The following is a 20280-nucleotide window of genomic DNA, read 5'->3' on the forward strand; positions in this document are numbered from 1 at the left end:
GCCTGTCGAGGCCGGCAGGTGCCGGCCTTGCGTCAGCGGGTGTGGAGGACGCGGGGGAGGGTGCGGTACTGGTCTCGGGCGGCGGCCAGGCGCTTGGCGGCGGTGGACTTGGGGCGACCGGTCTCGGTGATGGCGTCGTCGAGCGAGACCTTGTCGGCGCCGCCGCGAGACCTCATCAGGTCCAGCAGGTGGCGGGTCTCGGTCTCGGGGTCTCCCAGCGGGACCACGGTCCCGCTCTTACCGGTCTCGCGGGTATTGCCGGTCTCGGCCGGGGTGGTCTCGCCGGTCTCCCCGGCGGGCCCGGTCCCGGTCCCGGTCTCGCCGGTGCTCCTGGTCATGGCCGGGCTGGTCTCGCCGGTCTCTCCCGGAGACCCGGTGCGGGTCTCGCCGGTCTCACTGGTCTCGCGGGTCCTGGTCTCGCTGGTCTTCCCGGTCTTGGTCTCGCGGGTCTCCTTGGTCCCGCTGGTCTCCCGGGCGGTGGTCGAGGTGGTGTGGGCCCTGGTGGTCCCGGGGGCGTTGCCGGTCTCGCTGCGGTCTCGCGAACCCGGGGCGGCGGCCGATCCGGTCTCCCGCCGCGCTCCGGCGGGAAGGGCGCGGCGCGCGCCGGTCTCGCCCAGCGCTCCCTGCCCGCTGGTCCCGGTCTCGCCCGGGTGTGTCTCGGTCTTCTCCGGTCCCGGCCCGGTCCCACTGTGAGTGGTCCCGGTCTCGATCCGCTCCACGGTCCAGGTCCCACCGGAGCCGAGGAACTGGGCGGTGAGACGGGGGATCTGGGCGGGAGTGAGACCGGCCGAGACCGGGACCACCCGGTAGGACCGGGGGAGCGGAACTCCCCTGCGGGCAGCCCGCAGGGTCTCCTTGCGCGCGAGACTGGTCTCGGCCGCGCTCCAGGCCCGGTCCAGCGTGGTCAGCGACGCGTCCGTGATCGCCAGCGACCAGGCGGTGAAGGAGTGCCGCGGGTAGCGCAGCCAGCGAACGAGCCCGATCGAGGGACGGGCTGCGGCGACCTTCCCGTCCTCGCGCAGCTGCTTGCGGTGGATGAGCGAGGCGTACAGCTCCCACAGCACCATCCCGACGATCGACATCGCGGCGAACGCGACCGCCTTCGGCGTGAAGTGCCAGTAGGTGATCTGCTGCGTCCACTCCTTCGCGGTTGCGTCCCAGACCCTGCTGCCGGCCACGGTCTGCCCGGAGGCGTGCCAGAAGTTCATCACCGCGGCGCCCACCGCGAAGACCCACGTCGACACCCGGTAGAGCAGGCCGGCATCGCCGACCTTGCGGGCCTGGTGGTACATCCAGCCGACGAACGCGGTCGACAGCTCCCACGCGGCGGCGAACAGGATCGTGAAAGGGGCGACCCAGCCGAGGATGTCCTCGGCGAAGCCGGCCTGCCCGGTCCAAGCCACCGCCATCGGCGCGGTGATCGGACCGACCACCAGCAGCCGCTCGGTGTTGGTCTTCGCCCACTCCCTCAACCACTCGCCCGCCGTGGGCTTGCCCTCACGGCGCGCGGCCCGCTCCTCCAAGCGCTCGGTGCGGGCCTGGCGGCGCAGCTTCTTGCGGGCCAGTCGCCGCTCGGTGCGGTCGGTCGCCCGCCGCATCTTCTCGGCCGCCTTCACCAGCAGCTCCTCGGCCCGCTGCTGTGCCCGGGCGGCCTCCTCGGCCTCGCGGCGGGCCTCCTCCAGCGCCTCGGCTGCCTGCTCCTGCTCAGCCGCGGCCGCGGTGCGGGCGCGCTCCAGGAGCCGGTCGGCGTCGACGCGGGCAGTGCGGGTGGCCCGCTCGGCGTCTTCCGCGGCCTGCTGGCGCTGCCGGGCGATGTCCTCCTGCGCCAACTGCCGCAGCCGGATCGCCTCCTGCTTCGCTGCCTGCCGCTCCCGGTCAGCGTCCTCCCGCCGCGCGGCCGCTGCCCGCTTCGCCTCCTGGACAAGCCGGTCGGCCTCGGCCCGGGCCCGCTGCGCCACCTCCTCGGCGCCCTTCGCGGCGCGGGCCTGACTGTCAGCCGCGGCGCGCTCCGCGCCAGCGAGCAATTCGGAGCACCTGGCCTCAGCCGCGGCGGTGACCCGCGCCGCCTCTTGCCCGGCCGCGGCCCGAACCTGCTCGGCGTCGGCGGCTGCCGCCGTGGCGGTCTGCTGCGCCTGGACGCGAGCGGCGGCCAGGACCTCCTCGGCCCTTTCGGTGGCGGCCTGGGTGAGGGCGGCGGCCTCGACTCGCGCGTCACCGAGCAACCGCTCGGCGTCGGCGGCCGCCGCGGTGGCGGCCTCGGCACGCAGCCGCTCGGCGGTCGCCGACGCAGCGGCCAGGATGCGGGAGCGGTCGGCGGTGGCCGTTTCGGTGATCGCGGCGGCCTGCGTGCGAGCCGCCTCCACCAGCTTGTCGACGCGGACCTCACCGTTGGCGAGGACCCGTGCGGCCTCCTCTGCGGCAAGGGCCCGCACGTCCGCGGCGCGGTCCGCGGCGTCGGCCAGGGCCGGGTCGGCCTCCGGCCAGACCGGCGGCATGGCGATCGTCTCGGGGGCGGGCGCCGGAGCGGGGGACGCGGTCGGCGACGCCGGGCCCCGTCCGCTCCGGCCAGCCTTCGCGGCCGCCCTGCGTCGGGTGGCGGTCTTCGATGCCACAGGAGTTGTCCTCTCTTACAGATCGGTCGGTAGGGTCGTGACCGGTCCCCCGGACCCTCGGCAGCGTGAATGCCGAGGGCCCGGGGGATCGCTGTATCAACCGCGCTGCGGCGGCAGCTCGCGCCGCCGCGGGCCCTGGTCGGCTCGGGTGCCCTGCTGGGCGAGCCAGGCCATCGCGGCCGACGTCATCTCCGCGGCGGCTCCGTCGGCCTGCAGGGGAGCGGTGTCGATGTCGCGCATCGCGTCGGCCGGCGGCAGCAGCCGCATGTACTGGGGCAACGCGCCGTAGATCGGACGCAGCGTCTTCAGCTCGGTCAGCTCGTAGTCGCCGCTCGCCCACGCCTTCTCGACGCGGCAGGGGAAGGTGTGGCCCGGCTCGCCCGCCCAAAACCGGCTCGGGTCGCGGTACAGCACGAAGTCACCCCTGTTGAACACGGCGGCGGCCTGACCGGCGGCCGGCTCGGGGGAGTGGGAGTGGTGCATGCGGTGCTCCTTCTGCGTCGCGGTGGTCCGGGCTGTCCGGCTCCCCTCGGCCCCGCCCGTACCGGCCCCCGCGATGGGGGTCGGGACGGGCGGGGGAGGCAACCGCCAGGCGGCGGATTGTCAGGCGGCGTCCAGGACCCGGCACGCGGCGACGGCTGTGGCGCGGGGATCCGTGGTGGCGTCGGCGATCCGGGTTGCCTCGTCGAAGTCGCCGCGGGCGACGGCGGCCGCGGCGCGGCGGGCGGCGTCCCAGTCGATGACCTGCCGCCGCGACCGCGGCTGGGGGCGGAGGGTGCGCAGGGTGTGGCGGAGGGGGTGGGCGCGGCGGGCCCGGGCCACGCGCGCGGCGGCGTCGCGGCAGCCGGCTTCGAGGAGGACCTGCTGGGAGTCGTAGTCGGCGGCGGTCCAGCCGCGGCCGGAGCGGGCGTTCATCCGTACCTCCAGTGGCGTGGCCCGGGTCCTGCCCGGGCGCGGAGCGGTGAAAGACCGGCCGCCCGTCACACGGGCGGCCGGCCTGGGGGAGTGCGGTGGTGCGGGCGGCGCACCCAGCCGGGGCGACGGGCCGGGAGGGGGCGGGGGTCAGCCCTGTGCGGGCGACCACAGGCGGCAGGCGGAAAGCGGAGTGGTCAGCGGACCCAACGGCCGTCCTTGATGACCTGCCTGCCGTCCTTGAGGGTCAGGCTGGTGACGAAGCAGGACAGCTCGGTGCCGTCCAGCGCGCGCCGCGTGTAGTCCGTGGCCCAGACGTCCTCGCCGTCCCGGCTGCCGAAGAGGTAGACCCGGGTGGCGAAGGCCGGCTCCAGCGCGGCGGCCGCGTTCTGCGCCCGGGACTCGGTCGGCAGCACCAGCGTGCCGCAGGAGTCGTTCAGGCCGACCAGGTAGAGGTCGTGTAGCTCGAAGCCGCGCACGTCGAGCACGCTGAGCACCGGCTCCGTCGAGCCGACGGTGTAGACCCGGTTCGGGTGGCTCTTGGTCCAGCGGCCCCCACCGAACCGGCTCATGTCGTAGACCATGGTGATCTCCTCGTCAGGGCGTTCGGGCCGGGCTGTCCGGCTCCCCTCAGCCCCGCCCGTACCGGCCCCGCGGCGGGGTCGATACGGGCGGAGGAGGCAGCCAGCAGACGCGGCGTCAGGCAGTAGTGAGACCGCCGAGGGGCAGCGGCTGTACCCGCCAGGCCACCTCGGCGGCCGAGGGCGTCCCGGCACCGGCCGGCTGCGTGGCCCACCCGCTGCGCGGCGCGCCCTCCGCCTCCGCCGCGGCCTCGGCCGCCTCCAGGGTGGCGTGGACGCTGTGCAGCGCCCCGCGGCGGAACAGGGCGTAGACGCGGTCGGCGGTGCTTCGCCGACGAGCGGTGCGCAGCAGCGCCCGCAGGACGGCGCGGTCCTCGGTGTCCAGCAAGGCCTGGGCACGCAGGGCCGCCAGCTCGCCCTCGGCGCGGGCGGCGTCGCGCTCGGCCTGAAGGCGGTCGGCGTGCGAACGCGCGAGCTGGTGGAGCTGGGACTCGACCACGCTCTCGGCGCGGATGGCGGAGTCCGTCGCGGTGGCCGCCTCGGTGCGGGCGGCGTCACGCTCGGCGCGCGCCTCGTCCAGGGCGGCGTGGAGGTCAGACAAGGTGGTCGTACGGACTAAGCGGAGCATGGGCTCTCCGAGGTCTCGGCGGAACGGGGCGGCGACGGGGCCGGGCACAGGGCGGGCCGCTTCCCTTCACCGCCCCGGTCCCGCCCCCTCCGCGGAGGGGGCGGGACCGGGGCGGATCAGGTAGCCGGCAGGCCGGTCAGCGGCGGAGCTGCCGGGTGTAGGCGTCCTGCAGCTCGGCGAGCGCCCGAAGCAGGTGCTCGCCGGTGGTGCAGTGCGACGTCGTCGTGCACTCGGCGCAGGTACGGGTGTGGGTCCGGTAGGCGGTGCTGGCCGCCATGTACCGCTGGTACAGACGGTCAGCCACCGCGCACCTGCCTCTGCTGCTCCGACTGCTCGTTGACGCGGCGCAGCTCGGCTTCCATGCGCTCACGGTCGGCGTCGGTCATGCCGACACCCCCCGCCCCGGACGGGCCCGGCGGGCGGCACGGCGCTTCAACGCGCGCCGCTCGTCCTCCGACAGCCCACCCCACACCCCGTGCTCCTGCCCGGTCGCCAGCGCCCACTGCCCGCACCGGTCCATCACGGGACAGCGCCGGCACACCGAACGGGCCTCCTCGACCTGGAGGACCGCCAGCCCGGTGGTGCCGATAGGGAAGAACAGGTCGGGGTCCTCCGCGCGGCAGGCCGCGCGGTGCCGCCAGTCCACGCCGCTCACCGCCCCGCGCCCGAGGCGGGCAGGGCGGCGCCGCTGCCGGCGTTCACGCAGCGGCAGCGCCAGTACCCGCAGATCGGGCAGGCGTCCTCCGCCGCCGACACCGGCCGACCGACCGTCAGGAGCAGCCGGCGGCCGTGGTCGGGCGCCTGCTCGGCGAGGGTGCGGCGCGCGCGGCGCCCGGCGAGCCGGGCCCGCCGGTCGCCGTCCGCGACCAGGTGCTGCACGAGCCGGTGGAACGCGGCGTCGTCGTCCGGCTCCAGACCGCGGGCGTTGTCGTCGCGCTCGATGTCGTCGAGGATCCGGGCCCGCGGCGCGGACGGGGCCGGGGTGCGTGTCATGCTGGGCATGTAGGTCTGCCTCTCTGTCAGGTGACCTGCGAAGACAGCCCCAGGGGCGCAATCCCTGGGGCTGTCGTTGTGCTGGCTGGTCGTACGACCGGCCACGACCACCGGCCACCCCCGTGAGTGCAGGAGGGGGTGGCCGGTGATCGTGGGCGTCCGTCCGGGTCGACTGGTCAGGCGGCGGCGTACTCGCGGCGGCATCCGGAGCGGATCGTCCGGCGCAGCCGGGGCCGGGGATAGTTTGTGCGGGTCAGGCCGCGAGCGCGGGCCTGCGGCAGCGGGCGGTGTACGCGGCGGCGGTCTCGCCCGCGGCCGGGACGGGCAGCGCGGCCCGAACCTTGGCCACCAGCTTGGAGTGCTCGGACTGGTCCGCCAGGGTCAGGGGGCGACGCCAGATGGTGGCCAGGTGCGTGTAGGCGGCGCGGGCGATGTGCTCGTCGAGGATGTCGCTCGCCGAGCGGTCCGTACCGGCGTCGGCCAGGGCGCGCAGGGTGCCGGTGGCCAGGGCGCGGACGGAGCGACCGTCCCCGGCGGTCTGCCGGGCCATGGCCAGCGGGGCGCCGGCGGGTCCGTCGACGGCCCGACCGCGAGTGGTGGGGATCGCGTCGGCGGGAACCGCACGGGCGGCGTCGGCCCGGCGGGCGGCGGGCACCGCATGCTCCCACTGCGCTCGCCGGTCCGCGGGGCGCTCCTGCGGCCGGGCGACCTTGAGGGTCTGCACGGTGGCGCGGCGGTGACGGGTCAGGTCGACCGCGAGGCGCTCCTCGCGCGCCCACTCCTCGTACTGGCGGTTCCAGGTTTCCTGGGTGATGTCGACGTCGACGAGGCGGTTGCTGGAGCTGCAGCGGATCGCGGCGTCGACGCCGGCCCGGCCGGTGTGGTGCGGGACGAGCTTGAGCAGGTAGGTGCCGCGGTGGGGGGTCACGGCCACCCAGGTCTTGCAGGCCGGGCAGACCAGCGAGATGCGGCGCTTCTGGGTGGACGCGACCCGCCGCATGTCGATGTGGCCGGGCGACAGGGTCGAGAGGACGATCGCGTCGAGGGGGCTGACGCGGGAGGTACGGGTACGGCCCCGGCGCTTGGCGGCCTTGGGCAGGGCGAGCTCGGGCATAACGACTCCTCGGCAGGAGAAGGGGAGGGGTGTTCGCGGGGGCGGATGCTCTCTCCACCCACCAGGTCCACGAGCCAGCGGCCCGTGTCCCGGCGGATAGACAGCGCATCAGCGCTGAGGTTGCAAGCAGTTCCGCCGGCCTGAGGGGTTTGGTCTTGGCTACCGCCTCCGGCCACCTGCCCGACTCCGAAGAGACGGGCTGCAGAAACTGCGGTGGTGCGACTACGCGGTGCTCCCGGGGGATCACCGTCTTACCTACATCAGGTTACCTCAGGTACCCTCAGGTGTCAAGCGGTATAGTGAGGCACCTAGACGGAAGTGAAGGAGGCGAGGCGACATGCCAGGGCAACCGCGGGCCGACAACCGGCCGCCATACGCGCGCATCGCGGGTCACTACCGCGACCTCATCAGCTCCGGGGAGCTGGCGCCGGGCGACCTGCTGCCCAGCATCCGCGCCCTGGCAGATCAGTGGCAGGTCAGCACCGCAACGGCCGACCGGGCCATGAAACTGCTGCGCGACGAGAAGCTGGTCAACGGCATCCCGGGCGTTGGCACCGAGGTCATGGCGCGTCCCGTGTCGCTCGCATCCGGATCGGAGCGCCACGATCGGAGCGCCACGACGAAGTCGTCCTGGGGCGTGGGGGAAAAATCCTCCGGCCACACCGCAGGCATGGTGCCGGCCCCCGAGGACGTCGCGGATGCGCTCGGCATCGAGCCTGGTGAGGATGTGATTCGTCGAAGCCGTGTCTACCGAGATGCTCACGGGATCGTCTCCCACTCAACGTCCTGGATCCCGGCGGAGTTCGCCCAGGCGCTGCCCGAGCTCGCCCGCAGCGAGCGCCTCAAGGGCGGGCTGTCGCTGGACCTCATCGCCGAAGCCACTGGCCGCCACGTCGTACAGCGTGTGGATGAGGAGACGGCACGCATCGCCACCGCCCGGGACCTCGAGCTCCTGGAACTGGAGCCCGACACCGTCGCAGCGATCCTTGTGCTGACCGCGCGCTTCCTGGACGCCGACGGCGAGCTACTGGAGTACGGCGTGGACCTGGGCGCCCCCGGCCGTACCCGGCGAACCACGTCCGAGGTTCTGCGATGACCGGGCGCACCGTCGGCGGCCCGGTTCCCACTCCTCGCGCGATCCTCATGTCGGGCCTGCAGGGCGCGGGCAAAACGACCCTCGCTCGCGCCCTGGAGAAGGCCGGCTTCCGGCGTCTCTGCCCCGACGAGGAGATGTTCCGCCGCTACGGCCACTACGGCCGGGACTTCCCCCGCGGACAGTTCAGGATCAGAGAGGCACCCGTGCTCAAGGACATCGCCCTTGAGCTCGAAGAGCTCCTGGCGGCGGGCCACGACGTCGTGGTCGACCACGGCTTCTGGACTCCGGAGGAGCGGGCCCAGTGGGCAGCGACTGTGGTGAAGGCGGGCGGTGAGCCCATTTTGATCTACCTGCCGCTCCCGCACGAGGTGCGCTGGGACCGGATCCGGAAGCGGAACGAGCGGTCGCTGGTCGACGCGAACTCGATCGAGTTCTCTGAGGCGGACCTCCTTCGGCATGCGGGCCGCTTCTCCCCGCCGACCGCTGACGAGCCGCACCTCGTGTACGACGGCAATCCGGACAGCGTCCTCGCCCTGCTCCGCCGCGCGCAGCAGCCGGAGGCGGATGGAACCGTAGAACACTGAGCCTCCCGAGTCGGCGGACCGTTCGTTTCGGTTCTAGGTCCGCCACACTCGGGAGTTCCAGATCCGACATGTGGCCGGATCATCTGGCCACATAGGCCACGAGGTTGGGGGCGGGATGGCACAGAAGCCGAGGGAGCTGACGCCCTGGGTGTCGCCCTTGCACAACTGGGGGTACCAACTGCGGGAGCTGCGGACCTCACGGGGACTAAGCCTTCGCGAGCTCGGCAAGATCACTCGTATCGACCACAGCCACCTGGGACGATTCGAGCGAGCGGAGCGAACGCCCGACCGGTCGCAGGCCGTGGTCTTGGACGACAAGTTGGGCGCCAGCGGCATGCTGCTCCGCCTGTGGGAGCGGATCGGTGACGAGCGTGGCCATGTGGCCAATCCCCCGGGCCATGTGGCCAGATCATCGGTGGACCTAGCTTTCGCCGTGGCCGACCAGGCAGCGTCGGACGAAGGGATCTCGGTCCCGTGTCGTCTAGCTGATGGGTCGGTGATTTGGGTGGCTCTGAATCGGCGTGCGCTGCTGCGCACGGGGATGGGGCTCGGGGCTGCGGCTGCGGTCGGCGTCGGTTCGCCGGCCTTCGCGGACTCCGGTGCCGTTCCCGGTCTGGTGCGTAAGGCCCGGGTCGCGTACGCGTACGGCTCGACGCCGGTGGAACACCTGCGTCGCACCCGCCGCCTGCTGATCGACAACGACAACCTGCTCGGGCCCCGGCACGCCGTCGTCGCAGTGCGCGACCACATCCAGGTCATCCAGGAGCTGCGCAGGGACGCGAAGGGCGCCGACCGGCGCGACCTGATGGAGCTCCAGACGCAGTACGGCGAGTTCCTGTCCTGGCTCTACCAGGACCTGGGCAACCCGCAGGCGGCGTCGTACTGGCTGGACCGGGCCATGCAGTGGTCCCACACCGTCGGCGACAACGACCTGACCACGTACGTCATGGCCCGCAAGGCACAGCTGGCCGGGGACACGGCCGACCTGGTCGACGTGGTCGACCTCGCCGAAGCCTCCCAGCGCATGGCGCGGCCGCGCAGCCGCCTCGTCGCCGTCGCGCGCACCTACGAAGCGTACGGACACGCGCTGCGCGGTGACGCCGACGAGAGCGAGCGGGCGATCGACGACGTCCGCAACGCCCTCGATGGCGCCGCCGCCGACCCCACCCCGTGGGGCGTGTGGCTGAACGCCTCGTACGTGGAGGTCCACCGCGCCCAGGGCCTCGAGGCCCTCGGTAAGCACGACCAGGCCGCGGACGCGTTCGGCGCGGCCATCCGGCTGATGCCGGACGGCTACCACCGCGACCGGGGCGTCTACATGGCGCGGCAGGCCGTGGCGTTGGCCGGCGCCCGCGCCCCGGAGCAGGCCGCCGCCCTCGGGATGCACGCGCTGACCGTCGCGGAGGACACGGGCTCCGGCAGGATCACGAACGAGCTCGTCCGGCTCGACAAGGCCCTGATCCCCTGGCAGCGGGAGCCGGCCGTAACCGAGTTCCGCGCCACCTTCGACTCCACCCTCTTCCACGAGACTGAAACGGAAGCCTAAGCAGATGACTGCCCGCCCGTACGTTCTGCTGTCCGCCGCCGTGTCGGTCGACGGCTACCTGGACGACACCAGCTCCGAGCGGCTGCTGCTCTCCAACGCTGAGGACTTCCACCGCGTCGACCAGGTCCGCGCGGAGTCCGACGCCATCCTGATCGGCGCGAACACCATGCGCCGGGACAACCCGCGCCTCTTGGTCAACAGCGACGAACGCCGTGCTCAGCGCGTCGCCGACGGCAAGCCGGCCTACCCGCTCAAAGTTACGGTCACCCGCACCGGCGACCTCACCGCCGACCTGAAGTTCTGGCACCACGGCGGCGACAAGTTGGTCTTCACCGTCGACAGCGCGGTGGAAAAGGTCCACGCGACGCTCGGGGACCTCGCTGACATCGTCAGCGTCGGGCCCGACCTCGACTGGGGCTTGGTCCTCGATGAGCTCGGGCGCCGCGGCGTCAAGCAGCTGATGGTGGAGGGCGGCGGCACGATCCACACCCAGCTCATGGCCCGGGACCTGGCCGACGAGGTCCACCTCGCCGTCGCCCCGCTGCTGGTGGGCCAGGCCGACGCCCCGAAGTTCCTGGGCGCCGCCGACTACCCGGGCGGGTCGACCTCCCGGATGCGTCTGCTGGAGGCCCGCGCGATCGGCGACGTCGTGCTGCTGCGCTACGCCCCGAAGGAGCGAGGCTGATGTATGCGCCCGATCGAGACCAGGACCTGCGCTGGATACAGCGTGCGATCGACCTTGCTGCGCTGTGCCCTCCCGCCGCGGGCGCCTACTCGGTCGGCGCGGTCATCGTCGGCGAGGACGGCACCGAGCTCGCGGCCGGCTACTCCCGCGCGACCGGCCCCCGCGAGCACGCGGAGGAAGTCGCGCTCGCCCAGCTCCCCCCGAACGACCCGCGGCTCGCCGGGGCGACCATCTACAGCACGCTGGAGCCCTGCTCCCAGCGCAGCGCCTCCCACACGCCGTGCGCCCAGCGGATCCTCGAGGCCGGCATCCCGCGCGTCGTCATCGCCTGGCGCGAGCCGACCCTGTTCGTCGACGACTGTGTCGGCTATGAACAGCTGGTGGAAGCCGGGGTGACGGTCGTGGAACTGCCCGAGCTGACGGCGGCCGCGAAGGCCGCCAACGCCCACCTGGGGGACCTCGCATGAGGGCGCGGGTATACGCACCCCGCCAGAGATCAAATGGTGTATGTTTCAGAGATCCATCGATCTTGAGAGGCTGCGCCATGCCGGACCCGGACCGCCTGAAACAGGTCGATGCCCTGCTGGATGGCCTGGACGACGTCCTTCCACCGCCGCGCGTACGCGCGCAACTGCGCCTCGCCGCGAACCTCACGCAGCAGGACGTCGCGGACGCGGTGGGTGTGAAGCGCCTTGCCGTAGTGCGTTGGGAGCTGGGGAAGAGCATCCCCCGGCGTCCACAGCGCGACGCCTACATCCACCTGCTCAAGCGACTCGCGGAGCGCTTCCCCGAAGCCACTGAGCTGAATGAGGGCATGCCGACGCCGACCTCCGAAGGGGGGTCGGGATGACCTAGTGGCCATCGGCCGCGCGCGCCAAGCAGCGGACTAACCACCCGCTGGCCTCGCGCGGCCCGTCTCCGACCGGGCTCACAACCCGAGTCGGTCGCTCAGGTCCCGGTTGCAGCCGGTTCCGAGCTGCGGCTCATCAAGCCGCCCATCTGTATCCGGCCCCTCATCAGGGCCACACCACCACCGGTCGCCAGCGGCCACCACAGCCACTCCATACCGATCCGCATCACTCGCGGGCCCCCACCACAGGGGCTTCGCGGTTCAGCAGGACCGGGAGGGGAGGAGAAATCTCCCCCCACCCGATCGGTGTCTGCCCCGCTTCTCACGAAGGGGGGCTCACCCGTCACATCCACCCACCGGTCGACCAGCCCCGAGGGGCGCGGTCGTCCAGCTATATGGAGAGCAGGTCGTTTCTCATAGTGCACGATGTGGTGTCCCCTTGTCAGCTCGACCGTGTCCGATTCCGGCCGGTTCGTGCCGCCAGCGCTTCCCGTGTGACGGGATCGGCATCCCGTTCGACCAGATATATCCCGTTCGTACCGGAAGTTGGATTTCCGGCAGGAAGCCACAAGGTCAGCCTCTTCGGGGGCGGATCGGTGAGCGCGGTCGCGGTGCCTGCCGCCCCGGTCGTACACCCCCTCTCCAAGGCCTTCGACACCTCCGTCGACGGCGGCGTCCGCGAGGCCTCCGTCCCGTGTGGCGGGACGCGATCCGAAGTACCTACCCGCCGGGCGGGAGGGATCGGAGGTCTCGCCACTTCTCGGGCTCTGTCCACAGGCGGCCTGCGCAAGGCTGCCGGGGTGATCATTTACACCTGCCTGCCCGTGTCCGCGCCCAGCTCTGTCATGGCGGTGGGCCGGTGAGTGCTGCGGTGGAGTCAATGGTTGCGTCGGCCGGTCTGGTTCGTCGGCAGCGGGTTCGGGTGCCGATGCGTCTGGTCTGGTCGGCGGCTTATCAGGACGTGGCGCTGTCGGTGTACGTGAAGGTGAAGGCACTCGCGGCGCGGCCGGAGGGCTGCCAGGCGCGGACGGAGACGATCGCGTCGTATCTGGGGCTGTCGGACGCGTCGGTGGAGCGGGGGATGACGCAGCTACGCCGTCCGGGCCCGGACGGTGTGGTGGAGCTGCTGTCGAAGCGTCGGACGCTGCCGGGTGGGACGGGGCAGTCTGCGGTGCGCACGGTGCGGGCGATGGCGCGTGAGGAGGCGTTCGTGTGGCTGCCGGTGGCGGCCGCGGAGGACCTGACGCCTCGGCAGCTTCGGGTGTACGCGCTGGTTGCGTATGCGCAGGCGCGGGGGATCGCGTTGACGGAGGCAGAGCTCGCTTCGTGTCTTCGACATCACTCGGGCATGAAGGCCGGCGAGGCGCTGTCGGTGACGTCGGCGTCGGCGGTCGTGGACGAGGTGGAGGCGGTGCGCTGGATAACGGTGCAGAGACGGGCGGGGGCACGGGGCCGTCACCGGTACATCGCGCACGACCTCGCTCCAGAGGCCCGCGCGAACGTCCCGGCCGACGGTGGCTGCGCTGCTTCGGAGGCCGCTGAGGCGGCGGTGAACAGTCCTTCTGAGAGGTCGGGCAGTTCCCAAGTTGGTGAGGGATCGGGTTCCCCGGTTGGTGAGGGATCCCTCGCGAATAGGGAAGTACCTATGACTGACTCACCTGATGACGGGCGCGCGCTTCTGTCACCCGCCGTAGGCGAGGTACAGGTGGTTGGGGCCGCTGGATCTGTGGAGAACCCGGCCGGTGGTGAAGCTGCGGCTGCTGCGGGTGACGGTGGTCTCGCGCTTCGCGCGGGTGGACAGACCCGGCCCTACCCCTCGAAGCCGAAGAACCGTAGCCGGAGCGGGGCCGTGGCCCGGTCGTACGACGGCCCGCGTCTGACGATGAACGCGCGGATCTACGCCGTGCTGGAGCCCGTGCACTGCCTGTTGGAGCAGGTGAACGACTTCGTGGCGCGGAAGGTGGCCCGGGAAGTGGGCCGCCAGCTGCGTGAGGGCACCTCCCCCGAGCGGCTCCAGCACCGGCTGACCGCCCGGCTGGCCAAGGTGATGCTCTCCGACATCCGGGACCCGGGCCGCTGGCTGCTGGGGGTGGCTCTGCCCCGGTGGGGCTGCGGCTACCAGGACTGCGAGACCGGTGTGATCTGGTGGACCGGCGCTACGTGCGAGATCTGCACGGAGGTCGTCCAGGACAAGGCCGCCGCCCGGCAGCGCGAGCAGCACATCGCCCAGGGCCTGTGCACCGAGCACGGCACCCGACCCGGCCCGTCAGGGCAGTGCGCCGCGTGCGAGCTGGACGACGCGATCGCCAGGCCGGCCCCGGCCATGGTGGTGCAGCAGCGGGTCCCGGACGGTCCGCCGCGCGGCTCCTGCGGCGACTGCGGGGCGCGGATCATGCTGACCGGCCGGGCCCTCGAGGACGGTCTGTGCAAGCTGTGCCGGGAGGAAGCCGCCGCTCAGGCGCCCCCGGCTTCCGGCGCGAGCGCGGAGCGGGTCTGCTCGGGCCGGGACGGGAACGTCCCGTGCGGCCGCCCGCCTCTTCCGAGCCGCAGCGTGTGCGCCCGACACCGGGTCCAGGAGCTCGCCGGGGCGGTGGCTTGATGTCCCAGGAGTCGCACATCTAGGCGTGGGGACTACCCCGCGGGTGCCGGGACGACACCAGGACGCCCATCTCGCTGCCGCGGCCGGCTGAACGACCCACGCGGTACGGAGACGACAGGGCGGGTGTCAGCCGGAGGGCCGGGCCCGCGCGGGGACTACCCCCGCGGGCGCGGGGAGCACGAGATCGCCGAACTGCCAGACTGGAACGCCGAGGGACCATCCCCGCGGGCGCGGGGAGCACACTCCTGGAGCGCGGACGCCGGCGGCGCGAAGGGGACCATCCCCGCGGGCGCGGGGAGCACTCGCGGATGCCGCGGCCGGCCGCGCAGGAGGGGGGACCATCCCCGCGGGCGCGGGGAGCACAACCCCCACCGACTGGCCTCGCCGTCCCGGGTGGGACCATCCCCGCGGACGCGGGGAGCACATCGGCGCGGGGGTCACCCTGCTGGCCAGGATCGGGACCATCCCCGCGGGCGCGGGGAGCACTCGTCGTGCCCCTCGGGGTCGGCCAGCCAGGCGGGACCATCCCCGCGGGCGCGGGGAGCACTGGCGTCGTCCCCAAGCGCGGCCAGACGATGGGGGACCATCCCCGCGGGCGCGGGGAGCACGTCGGCGGCACGCCGAGCCGGGCGTAGTAGCCGGGACCATCCCCGCGGGCGCGGGGAGCACGGACGGTCGTGCTCGGAGTGGCTGCGGCTGGTGGGACCATCCCCGCGGGCGCGGGGAGCACCCGTGATCGGTTTCGGTGACGACCGGGAGGTAGGGACCATCCCCGCGGGCGCGGGGAGCACGCGGCAGTACGCCCGGCGGCGGCCGACGGCGGGGGACCATCCCCGCGGGCGCGGGGAGCACGTTCTTGACGAAATGCTGCGTAATCAGCCGCTGGGACCATCCCCGCGGGCGCGGGGAGCACGCCAGGGGCAGGGGACCCTGCGCAGTGAGGACGGGACCATCCCCGCGGGCGCGGGGAGCACTGGCCGCCGCGGAGGCCGCGCGCCGGGCTGGGGGGACCATCCCCGCGGGCGCGGGGAGCACCTTCCGCCGCTGACGCCAGCCACGCGTACAGGGGGACCATCCCCGCGGGCGCGGGGAGCACGTCGAGGCCGGCGACGCGGTAGAGGCGGCGGGGGGACCATCCCCGCGGGCGCGGGGAGCACGGCGAGGTCCAGCAGGTTCTCTCCGTTGTCGAGGGACCATCCCCGCGGGCGCGGGGAGCACAACCGCATCGTCTTCGCCAGGCGCCGGCCGCCGGGACCATCCCCGCGGGCGCGGGGAGCACGACGACGAGTACGGCGAGTCGGAGATGCAGGCGGGACCATCCCCGCGGGCGCGGGGAGCACGCTGCGCCACCTCGTGCTCGGTCCACTTCCCCGGGACCATCCCCGCGGGCGCGGGGAGCACCGTCGCGGTGACCACGTACGTGAAGATCGCCGCGGGACCATCCCCGCGGGCGCGGGGAGCACACTTGCTGACCTGCGACTCTACCCACGACAGACCCCGATTCTCATCACTTTCACCGAAACCAGCAAAACGCCCACATCGGGACAAGAGGCGACAGTAGCGCGGCTGGCTGACCTGGTGACCCCACCCCAGTCGCGCCCACGTGTTCCCCGACATAACCGTCTACGCCCCCGGGGGCCGCTGCATGCACCGGACAACAGGCAGGCCGACTCGGCTCAACGGAGCACGGGAAGCAAGAGCACGCCCGGCACAAGCACGTTGCGTCCAAGAAGGAGACAACGCCTCAGCCAAGGCCGCCCCCAACCCACTCTTCATTTCCGGCACACCTGGACAGTCTCAGGCCCCAGAAAGAAGATCGAACCCAAGCCGAAGCTGCCCACACATGACGCAGAACTTGGAGGCCCGCCGCAAGCTGGGCAGCACGGCCAGCCACCTGCTCGGCGCAGCCAGAGGTATAGCCGAGGTGAAGCCCTCGCAGTAGGTGCGGGGAGCACAGGTGCTGGCCTCCGGTTTCCTGTCGGAGCCGGGACCGCCTCCGCGAACTCGGGAACCCATCCGGTAGACGTGCCGGGCGGCGGCCGGCCGGCGACCATCTCCACGCAGGCGGAGAACACGGCCCAGCGGCCGCCAGGCGGCTCCTGACCCGGGCCTCCCCGCGCGGCCGGGGGAGCACTGCCTCGGCGCCCGCATAACCACCGCGCAGGAAGGACCATCCCCGCGCAGGCGGGGAGCACCCAGCCCCTCGGGGACATCGAGCCCCGCCGTGGGAGGGGGTGGGACCATCCCCGCGCGGGCGGGGAGCACCAAACGACCGACTCAGCGCTTACGGTGGAGGGGGGACCATCCCCGCGCGGGCGGGGAGCACATGGACTCCGACATGAACACGTACTTGAACGCGGGACCATCCCCGCGCGGGCGGGGAGCACGGGTCCGATCGGTGAGGGCGGCACCCGCGGGGGGGGGGGGGCCATCCCCGCGCGGGCGGGGAGCACAGGCGCGTTCGCCATTGGTCACCCCTTCGTACGGGGCCATCCCCGCGCGGGCGGGGAGCACGACCGTGCAGACCCTGCGCCTGTCCCCGGACGGGGGCCATCCCCGCGCGGGCGGGGAGCACTCCCCGTGGTCGCTCCTGCTGGCCCACGGCAGGGGGCCATCCCCGCGCGGGCGGGGAGCACACCCCGGCCCGGGGCCGCACGCTTCGGCCCGGGGGGCCATCCCCGCGCGGGCGGGGAGCACTCGACGCCCATGTCCTCGCGCACGTAGGGGACGGGGCCATCCCCGCGCGGGCGGGGAGCACGCGCCGCCATCCGCCAGCTCGTCCGGCGGGCAGGGGCCATCCCCGCGCGGGCGGGGAGCACAGGCCCAGGTCCCGCCACTGTGTCGAGTACTCGGGGCCATCCCCGCGCGGGCGGGGAGCACGGCGCGACCGTCGCGATGAAGGAAGACGCCCCGGGGCCATCCCCGCGCGGGCGGGGAGCACACTTGCTGACCTGCGACTCTACCCACGACAGACCCCGATTCTCACCACTTTCACTGAAACCGGCAAAACACCTGAAACGGGGCAAGAAGGTTGGTGAGCGCGGTTGGCCGGTCTCCGGCGGCCCGGCCCCGGCCGCGCCCGCCTTCCGCCGGGCCGGCGGCTACCCAAGTCGAGAAGGCCGCTCGGCAGGGGAGCCGGCGGGCGGGTCCGCCGCTGCAGGCGCAGGAGGCGCTCCTGGCCGGTGCCCGGGGTGCCGCCCGAGGGCCGACGCTTGCGCTTCATAGGGCTCCATGGTCTGCAACATTCATCCGTACGCGCTCCTGCACATAGACGAGTCCGCCGCCACGGCTCGCCGCATCCGGGCGGGAGGGACCACACCCCGGGCGGGCGAGGAGCAGCCTATGGCGGTCGCCTTCTCCATCGGGTCGTCGGGACCATCCCCAGGGGCGGGGAGCACCGCTTCCTGTTCGCCAAGAACCCCGACGTGAAGGAACCGTCCCCACGGGCGTGGGGAGCACAACTGGCTCCCGGTGATGTCCTGGTCCTCCTGCAGACCATCCCCGCAGGCGCAGGGAGCACCGGTCGAGAGCCGAGCCTGCCGACTGCAAGGGGATCATCCCCGCGGCGCGGGGGAGCACGACGCGGGCGCCGTCGCCGAGACTGACGCGCGGGGACCCTCCCCGCGGACGCCGGGAGCACCGGGCGGTCCCGAGCGGGATTGTGTGGACCACGGGACCATCCCCGCAGGCGCGGGGAGCACTCTCTCGGGAAGATCGCCAAGTTCCTCACCGAGGGACCATCCCCAGGAGTGCGGGGAGCATTCGGGCCCGCCGGACTAGGCCCTGTCTGACAAATTCCCGACGGGAGCAAGGAGGGCTCGTGCCAGGCGGGCCAGCCCCGGTGGGAATTGTCAGGCAGGCCCTTAATCCCAGCGGCTCGGATCGTGGACGGCCCGGGTCCACTGGGCCTCGAACTCTTCTTGGCCGATCACGAACGGCACCCACGCGGGGTCGTAGCGGTCCACGCACGGCGGGTTGAAGGGCCAGTCCTTGGGAGTGCTCTGGTAGGCCATTCCGTCCTCGGTCAGCTCGACCTGGCGGAGCCGACGACCGTCGGGGTCGACCTCCATCAGGTAGACCATCGGGTCGTCGTCCTCGTCCCACCGGCGGCTCAGGTACAGCAGGTGCTGGCCGGCCAGGGTGCCGAAGCCCGGCATGCCGCGCTGGGTGTCTCGTTCGGCTCGGGCTTCGGCCAAGCCGGGTGGTGTGGTCGGTCCGTCGACGTCGGCCTCGTCAAGACCCCAAGTCTCGGCCTCCGCGCGGGTGGCCTCGGTGTGTACGACTTCGACGCCGGCGAAGGTCTCCAGCACCTCCTGTTCGGACCGGGCGTGGACCCACCACCAGGTGCCGCCCATGCCGTAGTCGTGCATGACCAGAAAACGTGTTTTCGATGCAGCGTCAGAAGGGGCCACCCGCGCACCCTAAGGCGTGCCGGATAATTGATCTTGTGGCGGGTCGAGGTGAATTGACGGACGCGGCGTGGGAGCGGATAGCGCCCCTGTTGTGCGGCCGGGAGAGCGTGACGGGTCCATCCCGCAGGCGCGGGGAGCGCCCGCCGGTGCTGCGGCAAGGGTCCGGGACCCGGGACCATCACCGCAGGTACGGGGATCACATGGCCAACCACCTCCGAAAAATCCGGAGGTGGGGACCATCCCCGCGCGGGCGGGGAGCACTTCGGCGGGGTGATCGGGTCCACCGGGTCCGGGGGACCATCCCCGCGCGGGCGGGGAGCACACCTCCCGGGCGAACGCCTGGATCTCAGTGGGGGGACCATCCCCGCGCAGGCGGGGAGCACCCGATGCCCGCCGGTCGGGACGCGCACCGCGCGGGACCATCCCCGCGAGCGCGGGGAGCACACGACGTCCGCGATGCGTCGGCTGAGCACGCCGGAGCCATCCCCGCGCGGGCGGGGAGCACCGCATCGACAGCCTGACCGGACTGGTGCGGTCGGGGCCATCCCCGCGCGGGCGGGGAGCACCAGCTCGCCGCCCTCGACCCGACCGACCCCAAGGGGCCATCCCCGCGCGGGCGGGGAGCACGAGCCTCAGGCCCAGCCCGCTCACCCCTTCGGGGGGCCATCCCCGCGCGGGCGAGGAGCACTCCACGACCGGATCGTCTCGTAGACCCTCTGTGGGGCCATCCCCGCGCGGGCGGGGAGCACACCACCGTCCGCATGGACGACGGCCTCGCCCAGGGACCATCCCCGCGCGGGCGGGGAGCACCACCGCCTCGCCTGCGCCGTCGAGGACGCCAGGGGACCATCCCCGCGCGGGCGGGGAGCACGCCTGCATGACGTTGATCAGGCCCGGCATCGCGGGACCATCCCCGCGCGGGCGGGGAGCACTCACTCGTCGGGTCTGCGACCGCTCGACTGCGGGGACCATCCCCGCGCGGGCGGGGAGCACGCGGGTAACGCCATCGCCGAGGTCGGCGCGAAGGGACCATCCCCGCGCGGGCGGGGAGCACGTCCTCGCCGGATTCCTCGACACGGAAACCATGGGACCATCCCCGCGCGGGCGGGGAGCACAGTTCGGCCTCGACGTCACGACGGGCCGGGCCGGGACCATCCCCGCGCGGGCGGGGAGCACCAGGGCGCCGCGCTGACCGGGAGTTCGGACCTGGGACCATCCCCGCGCGGGCGGGGAGCACATGCGGCGGCGAGGATCAACTCGCTCTTGCTCGGGACCATCCCCGCGCGGGCGGGGAGCACCGCCGTCACCCCGTACTCCTCGTGGAGCTGGTCGGACCATCCCCGCGCGGGCGGGGAGCACGTCCTGAATGTCCATCACGCCCGCGAACTCCGGGGACCATCCCCGCGCGGGCGGGGAGCACGCTTGCTGACCTGCGACTCTACCTGCGGCGGACCCCGATTCTCGTCACTTTCACGGAAACCGGCAGAACACCCACATCAGGACAAGAAGTGGCAGTGAGCACGGGCTGACCGTCCTCCGATGGCCCGGCCCCGGCCACGTCCGCGTTCCGCTTCAGGTCGGCAGCCGCCGAGCTGGGAAGGCTGCTTGGCAAGGAAGCACGGAGGCGATTCCACCTACAGGCACAGGATGCGATCCCGACCGGTGACC

General features: G+C 72.9%; 18 protein-coding genes, 1 pseudogene and 3 CRISPR repeat arrays. Of the genes and pseudogenes, 8 read left to right on the forward strand and 11 right to left on the reverse strand.

Annotation, left to right across the window (positions count from 1 at the left end):
* Positions 1-32: 32 nt before the first annotated feature.
* The 9 genes from LPA54_RS16675 to LPA54_RS16715 form a co-directional block, all read right to left on the reverse strand.
* Positions 33-2612: a hypothetical protein gene (locus LPA54_RS16675; RefSeq protein ID WP_228978436.1), complete on the reverse strand. Its 2580-nt coding sequence runs from the start codon at positions 2610-2612 to the stop codon at positions 33-35.
* Between the two features lie 96 nt (positions 2613-2708).
* A complete protein-coding gene (locus LPA54_RS16680; RefSeq protein ID WP_228978438.1) occupies positions 2709-3095 on the reverse strand; it encodes a hypothetical protein in 387 nt (128 codons plus the stop codon).
* Between the two features lie 120 nt (positions 3096-3215).
* Positions 3216-3527, reverse strand: coding sequence for a hypothetical protein (locus LPA54_RS16685; RefSeq protein ID WP_228978440.1), 312 nt, complete (start codon positions 3525-3527; stop codon positions 3216-3218).
* Between the two features lie 194 nt (positions 3528-3721).
* Positions 3722-4108, reverse strand: a complete 387-nt coding sequence (locus LPA54_RS16690; RefSeq protein ID WP_228978441.1) for a hypothetical protein — start codon at positions 4106-4108, stop codon at positions 3722-3724.
* Between the two features lie 115 nt (positions 4109-4223).
* The gene (locus tag LPA54_RS16695) at positions 4224-4706 is read right to left on the reverse strand and encodes a hypothetical protein (RefSeq protein WP_228978443.1); all 483 of its coding nucleotides are present in this window, start codon (positions 4704-4706) and stop codon (positions 4224-4226) included.
* Positions 4707-4869: 163 nt separating this feature from the next.
* Positions 4870-5037: a hypothetical protein gene (locus LPA54_RS16700; protein ID WP_228978446.1), complete on the reverse strand. Its 168-nt coding sequence runs from the start codon at positions 5035-5037 to the stop codon at positions 4870-4872.
* A 78-nt stretch (positions 5038-5115) separates the two neighbouring features.
* Positions 5116-5379: a WhiB family transcriptional regulator gene (locus tag LPA54_RS16705; protein WP_228978448.1), complete on the reverse strand. Its 264-nt coding sequence runs from the start codon at positions 5377-5379 to the stop codon at positions 5116-5118.
* Positions 5380-5384: 5 nt separating this feature from the next.
* The gene (locus tag LPA54_RS16710; RefSeq protein WP_228978449.1) at positions 5385-5726 is read right to left on the reverse strand and encodes a hypothetical protein; all 342 of its coding nucleotides are present in this window, start codon (positions 5724-5726) and stop codon (positions 5385-5387) included.
* 253 nt (positions 5727-5979) lie between these two features.
* The gene (locus LPA54_RS16715) at positions 5980-6840 is read right to left on the reverse strand and encodes a hypothetical protein (protein WP_228978451.1); all 861 of its coding nucleotides are present in this window, start codon (positions 6838-6840) and stop codon (positions 5980-5982) included.
* A 337-nt stretch (positions 6841-7177) separates the two neighbouring features.
* On the opposite strand from LPA54_RS16715, the gene LPA54_RS16720 reads away from it, so the two are divergent.
* The 7 genes and pseudogenes from LPA54_RS16720 (at position 7178) to LPA54_RS16750 (ending at position 11601) form a co-directional block, all read left to right on the forward strand.
* Positions 7178-7936: a GntR family transcriptional regulator gene (locus LPA54_RS16720; RefSeq protein ID WP_228978453.1), complete on the forward strand. Its 759-nt coding sequence runs from the start codon at positions 7178-7180 to the stop codon at positions 7934-7936.
* A complete protein-coding gene (locus LPA54_RS16725; RefSeq protein ID WP_228978455.1) occupies positions 7933-8520 on the forward strand; it encodes an ATP-binding protein in 588 nt (195 codons plus the stop codon). Before LPA54_RS16720 ends, LPA54_RS16725 begins: the two co-directional genes overlap by 4 nt.
* A 115-nt stretch (positions 8521-8635) precedes the next feature.
* A pseudogene (locus LPA54_RS16730) lies at positions 8636-8854 on the forward strand (helix-turn-helix domain-containing protein); the annotation flags it as partial.
* Between the two features lie 282 nt (positions 8855-9136).
* On the forward strand, positions 9137-10066 hold the full coding sequence (locus tag LPA54_RS16735; RefSeq protein ID WP_228978621.1) for a DNA-binding protein: 930 nt from the start codon (positions 9137-9139) through the stop codon (positions 10064-10066).
* A 4-nt stretch (positions 10067-10070) separates the two neighbouring features.
* Entirely contained in the window at positions 10071-10751 is a 681-nt protein-coding gene (locus LPA54_RS16740; protein WP_228978456.1) for a dihydrofolate reductase family protein, read from the forward strand.
* A complete protein-coding gene (locus LPA54_RS16745) occupies positions 10751-11218 on the forward strand; it encodes a deaminase (protein ID WP_228978457.1) in 468 nt (155 codons plus the stop codon). The genes LPA54_RS16740 and LPA54_RS16745 overlap by 1 nt, the downstream gene beginning before the upstream one ends.
* Positions 11219-11295: 77 nt before the next feature.
* Complete coding sequence (locus LPA54_RS16750) at positions 11296-11601, forward strand: helix-turn-helix transcriptional regulator (RefSeq protein ID WP_228978458.1); 306 nt, start codon at positions 11296-11298, stop codon at positions 11599-11601.
* Between the two features lie 954 nt (positions 11602-12555).
* Here LPA54_RS16750 and LPA54_RS16755 read toward each other — a convergent pair.
* A complete protein-coding gene (locus tag LPA54_RS16755) occupies positions 12556-12780 on the reverse strand; it encodes a hypothetical protein (RefSeq protein WP_228978459.1) in 225 nt (74 codons plus the stop codon).
* A 670-nt stretch (positions 12781-13450) separates the two neighbouring features.
* Between LPA54_RS16755 and LPA54_RS16760 the strand changes: the two genes are divergently transcribed.
* A complete protein-coding gene (locus tag LPA54_RS16760) occupies positions 13451-14200 on the forward strand; it encodes a hypothetical protein (RefSeq protein ID WP_228978461.1) in 750 nt (249 codons plus the stop codon).
* Positions 14201-14351: 151 nt separating this feature from the next.
* Positions 14352-15663: a CRISPR direct-repeat array (repeat unit 29 nt; unit sequence GGGACCATCCCCGCGGGCGCGGGGAGCAC).
* 645 nt (positions 15664-16308) lie between these two features.
* Positions 16309-17141: a CRISPR direct-repeat array (repeat unit 25 nt; unit sequence CCATCCCCGCGCGGGCGGGGAGCAC).
* 922 nt (positions 17142-18063) lie between these two features.
* Here LPA54_RS16760 and LPA54_RS16765 read toward each other — a convergent pair.
* Positions 18064-18570 carry a hypothetical protein gene (locus LPA54_RS16765; protein WP_228978463.1) on the reverse strand — a complete coding sequence of 169 codons (507 nt, stop codon included), beginning with the start codon at positions 18568-18570 and terminating at the stop codon, positions 18064-18066.
* Positions 18571-18723: 153 nt separating this feature from the next.
* A CRISPR array of direct repeats spans positions 18724-20032; the repeat unit is 29 nt; unit sequence GGGACCATCCCCGCGCGGGCGGGGAGCAC.
* The last annotated feature ends 248 nt before the right edge of the window (positions 20033-20280 follow it).

Origin of the sequence: Streptomyces sp. DH12, from assembly GCF_020873895.1 — a bacterium.
In the GTDB taxonomy this organism is placed as follows: Bacteria; Actinomycetota; Actinomycetes; order Streptomycetales; family Streptomycetaceae; genus Streptomyces.

Excerpts from the sequence above, each read along its gene's own strand:
- LPA54_RS16710 (WP_228978449.1), bottom strand. The coding sequence starts at position 5,726 with ATGACACGCACCCCGGCCCCGTCCGCGCCGCGGGCCCGGATCCTCGAC.
- LPA54_RS16685 (WP_228978440.1), bottom strand. The coding sequence starts at position 3,527 with ATGAACGCCCGCTCCGGCCGCGGCTGGACCGCCGCCGACTACGACTCC.
- LPA54_RS16740 (WP_228978456.1), top strand. The coding sequence starts at position 10,071 with ATGACTGCCCGCCCGTACGTTCTGCTGTCCGCCGCCGTGTCGGTCGAC.
- LPA54_RS16750 (WP_228978458.1), top strand. The coding sequence starts at position 11,296 with ATGCCGGACCCGGACCGCCTGAAACAGGTCGATGCCCTGCTGGATGGC.
- LPA54_RS16765 (WP_228978463.1), bottom strand. The coding sequence starts at position 18,570 with ATGCACGACTACGGCATGGGCGGCACCTGGTGGTGGGTCCACGCCCGG.
- LPA54_RS16690 (WP_228978441.1), bottom strand. The coding sequence starts at position 4,108 with ATGGTCTACGACATGAGCCGGTTCGGTGGGGGCCGCTGGACCAAGAGC.
- LPA54_RS16680 (WP_228978438.1), bottom strand. The coding sequence starts at position 3,095 with ATGCACCACTCCCACTCCCCCGAGCCGGCCGCCGGTCAGGCCGCCGCC.
- LPA54_RS16725 (WP_228978455.1), top strand. The coding sequence starts at position 7,933 with ATGACCGGGCGCACCGTCGGCGGCCCGGTTCCCACTCCTCGCGCGATC.
- LPA54_RS16715 (WP_228978451.1), bottom strand. The coding sequence starts at position 6,840 with ATGCCCGAGCTCGCCCTGCCCAAGGCCGCCAAGCGCCGGGGCCGTACC.
- LPA54_RS16745 (WP_228978457.1), top strand. The coding sequence starts at position 10,751 with ATGTATGCGCCCGATCGAGACCAGGACCTGCGCTGGATACAGCGTGCG.
- LPA54_RS16720 (WP_228978453.1), top strand. The coding sequence starts at position 7,178 with ATGCCAGGGCAACCGCGGGCCGACAACCGGCCGCCATACGCGCGCATC.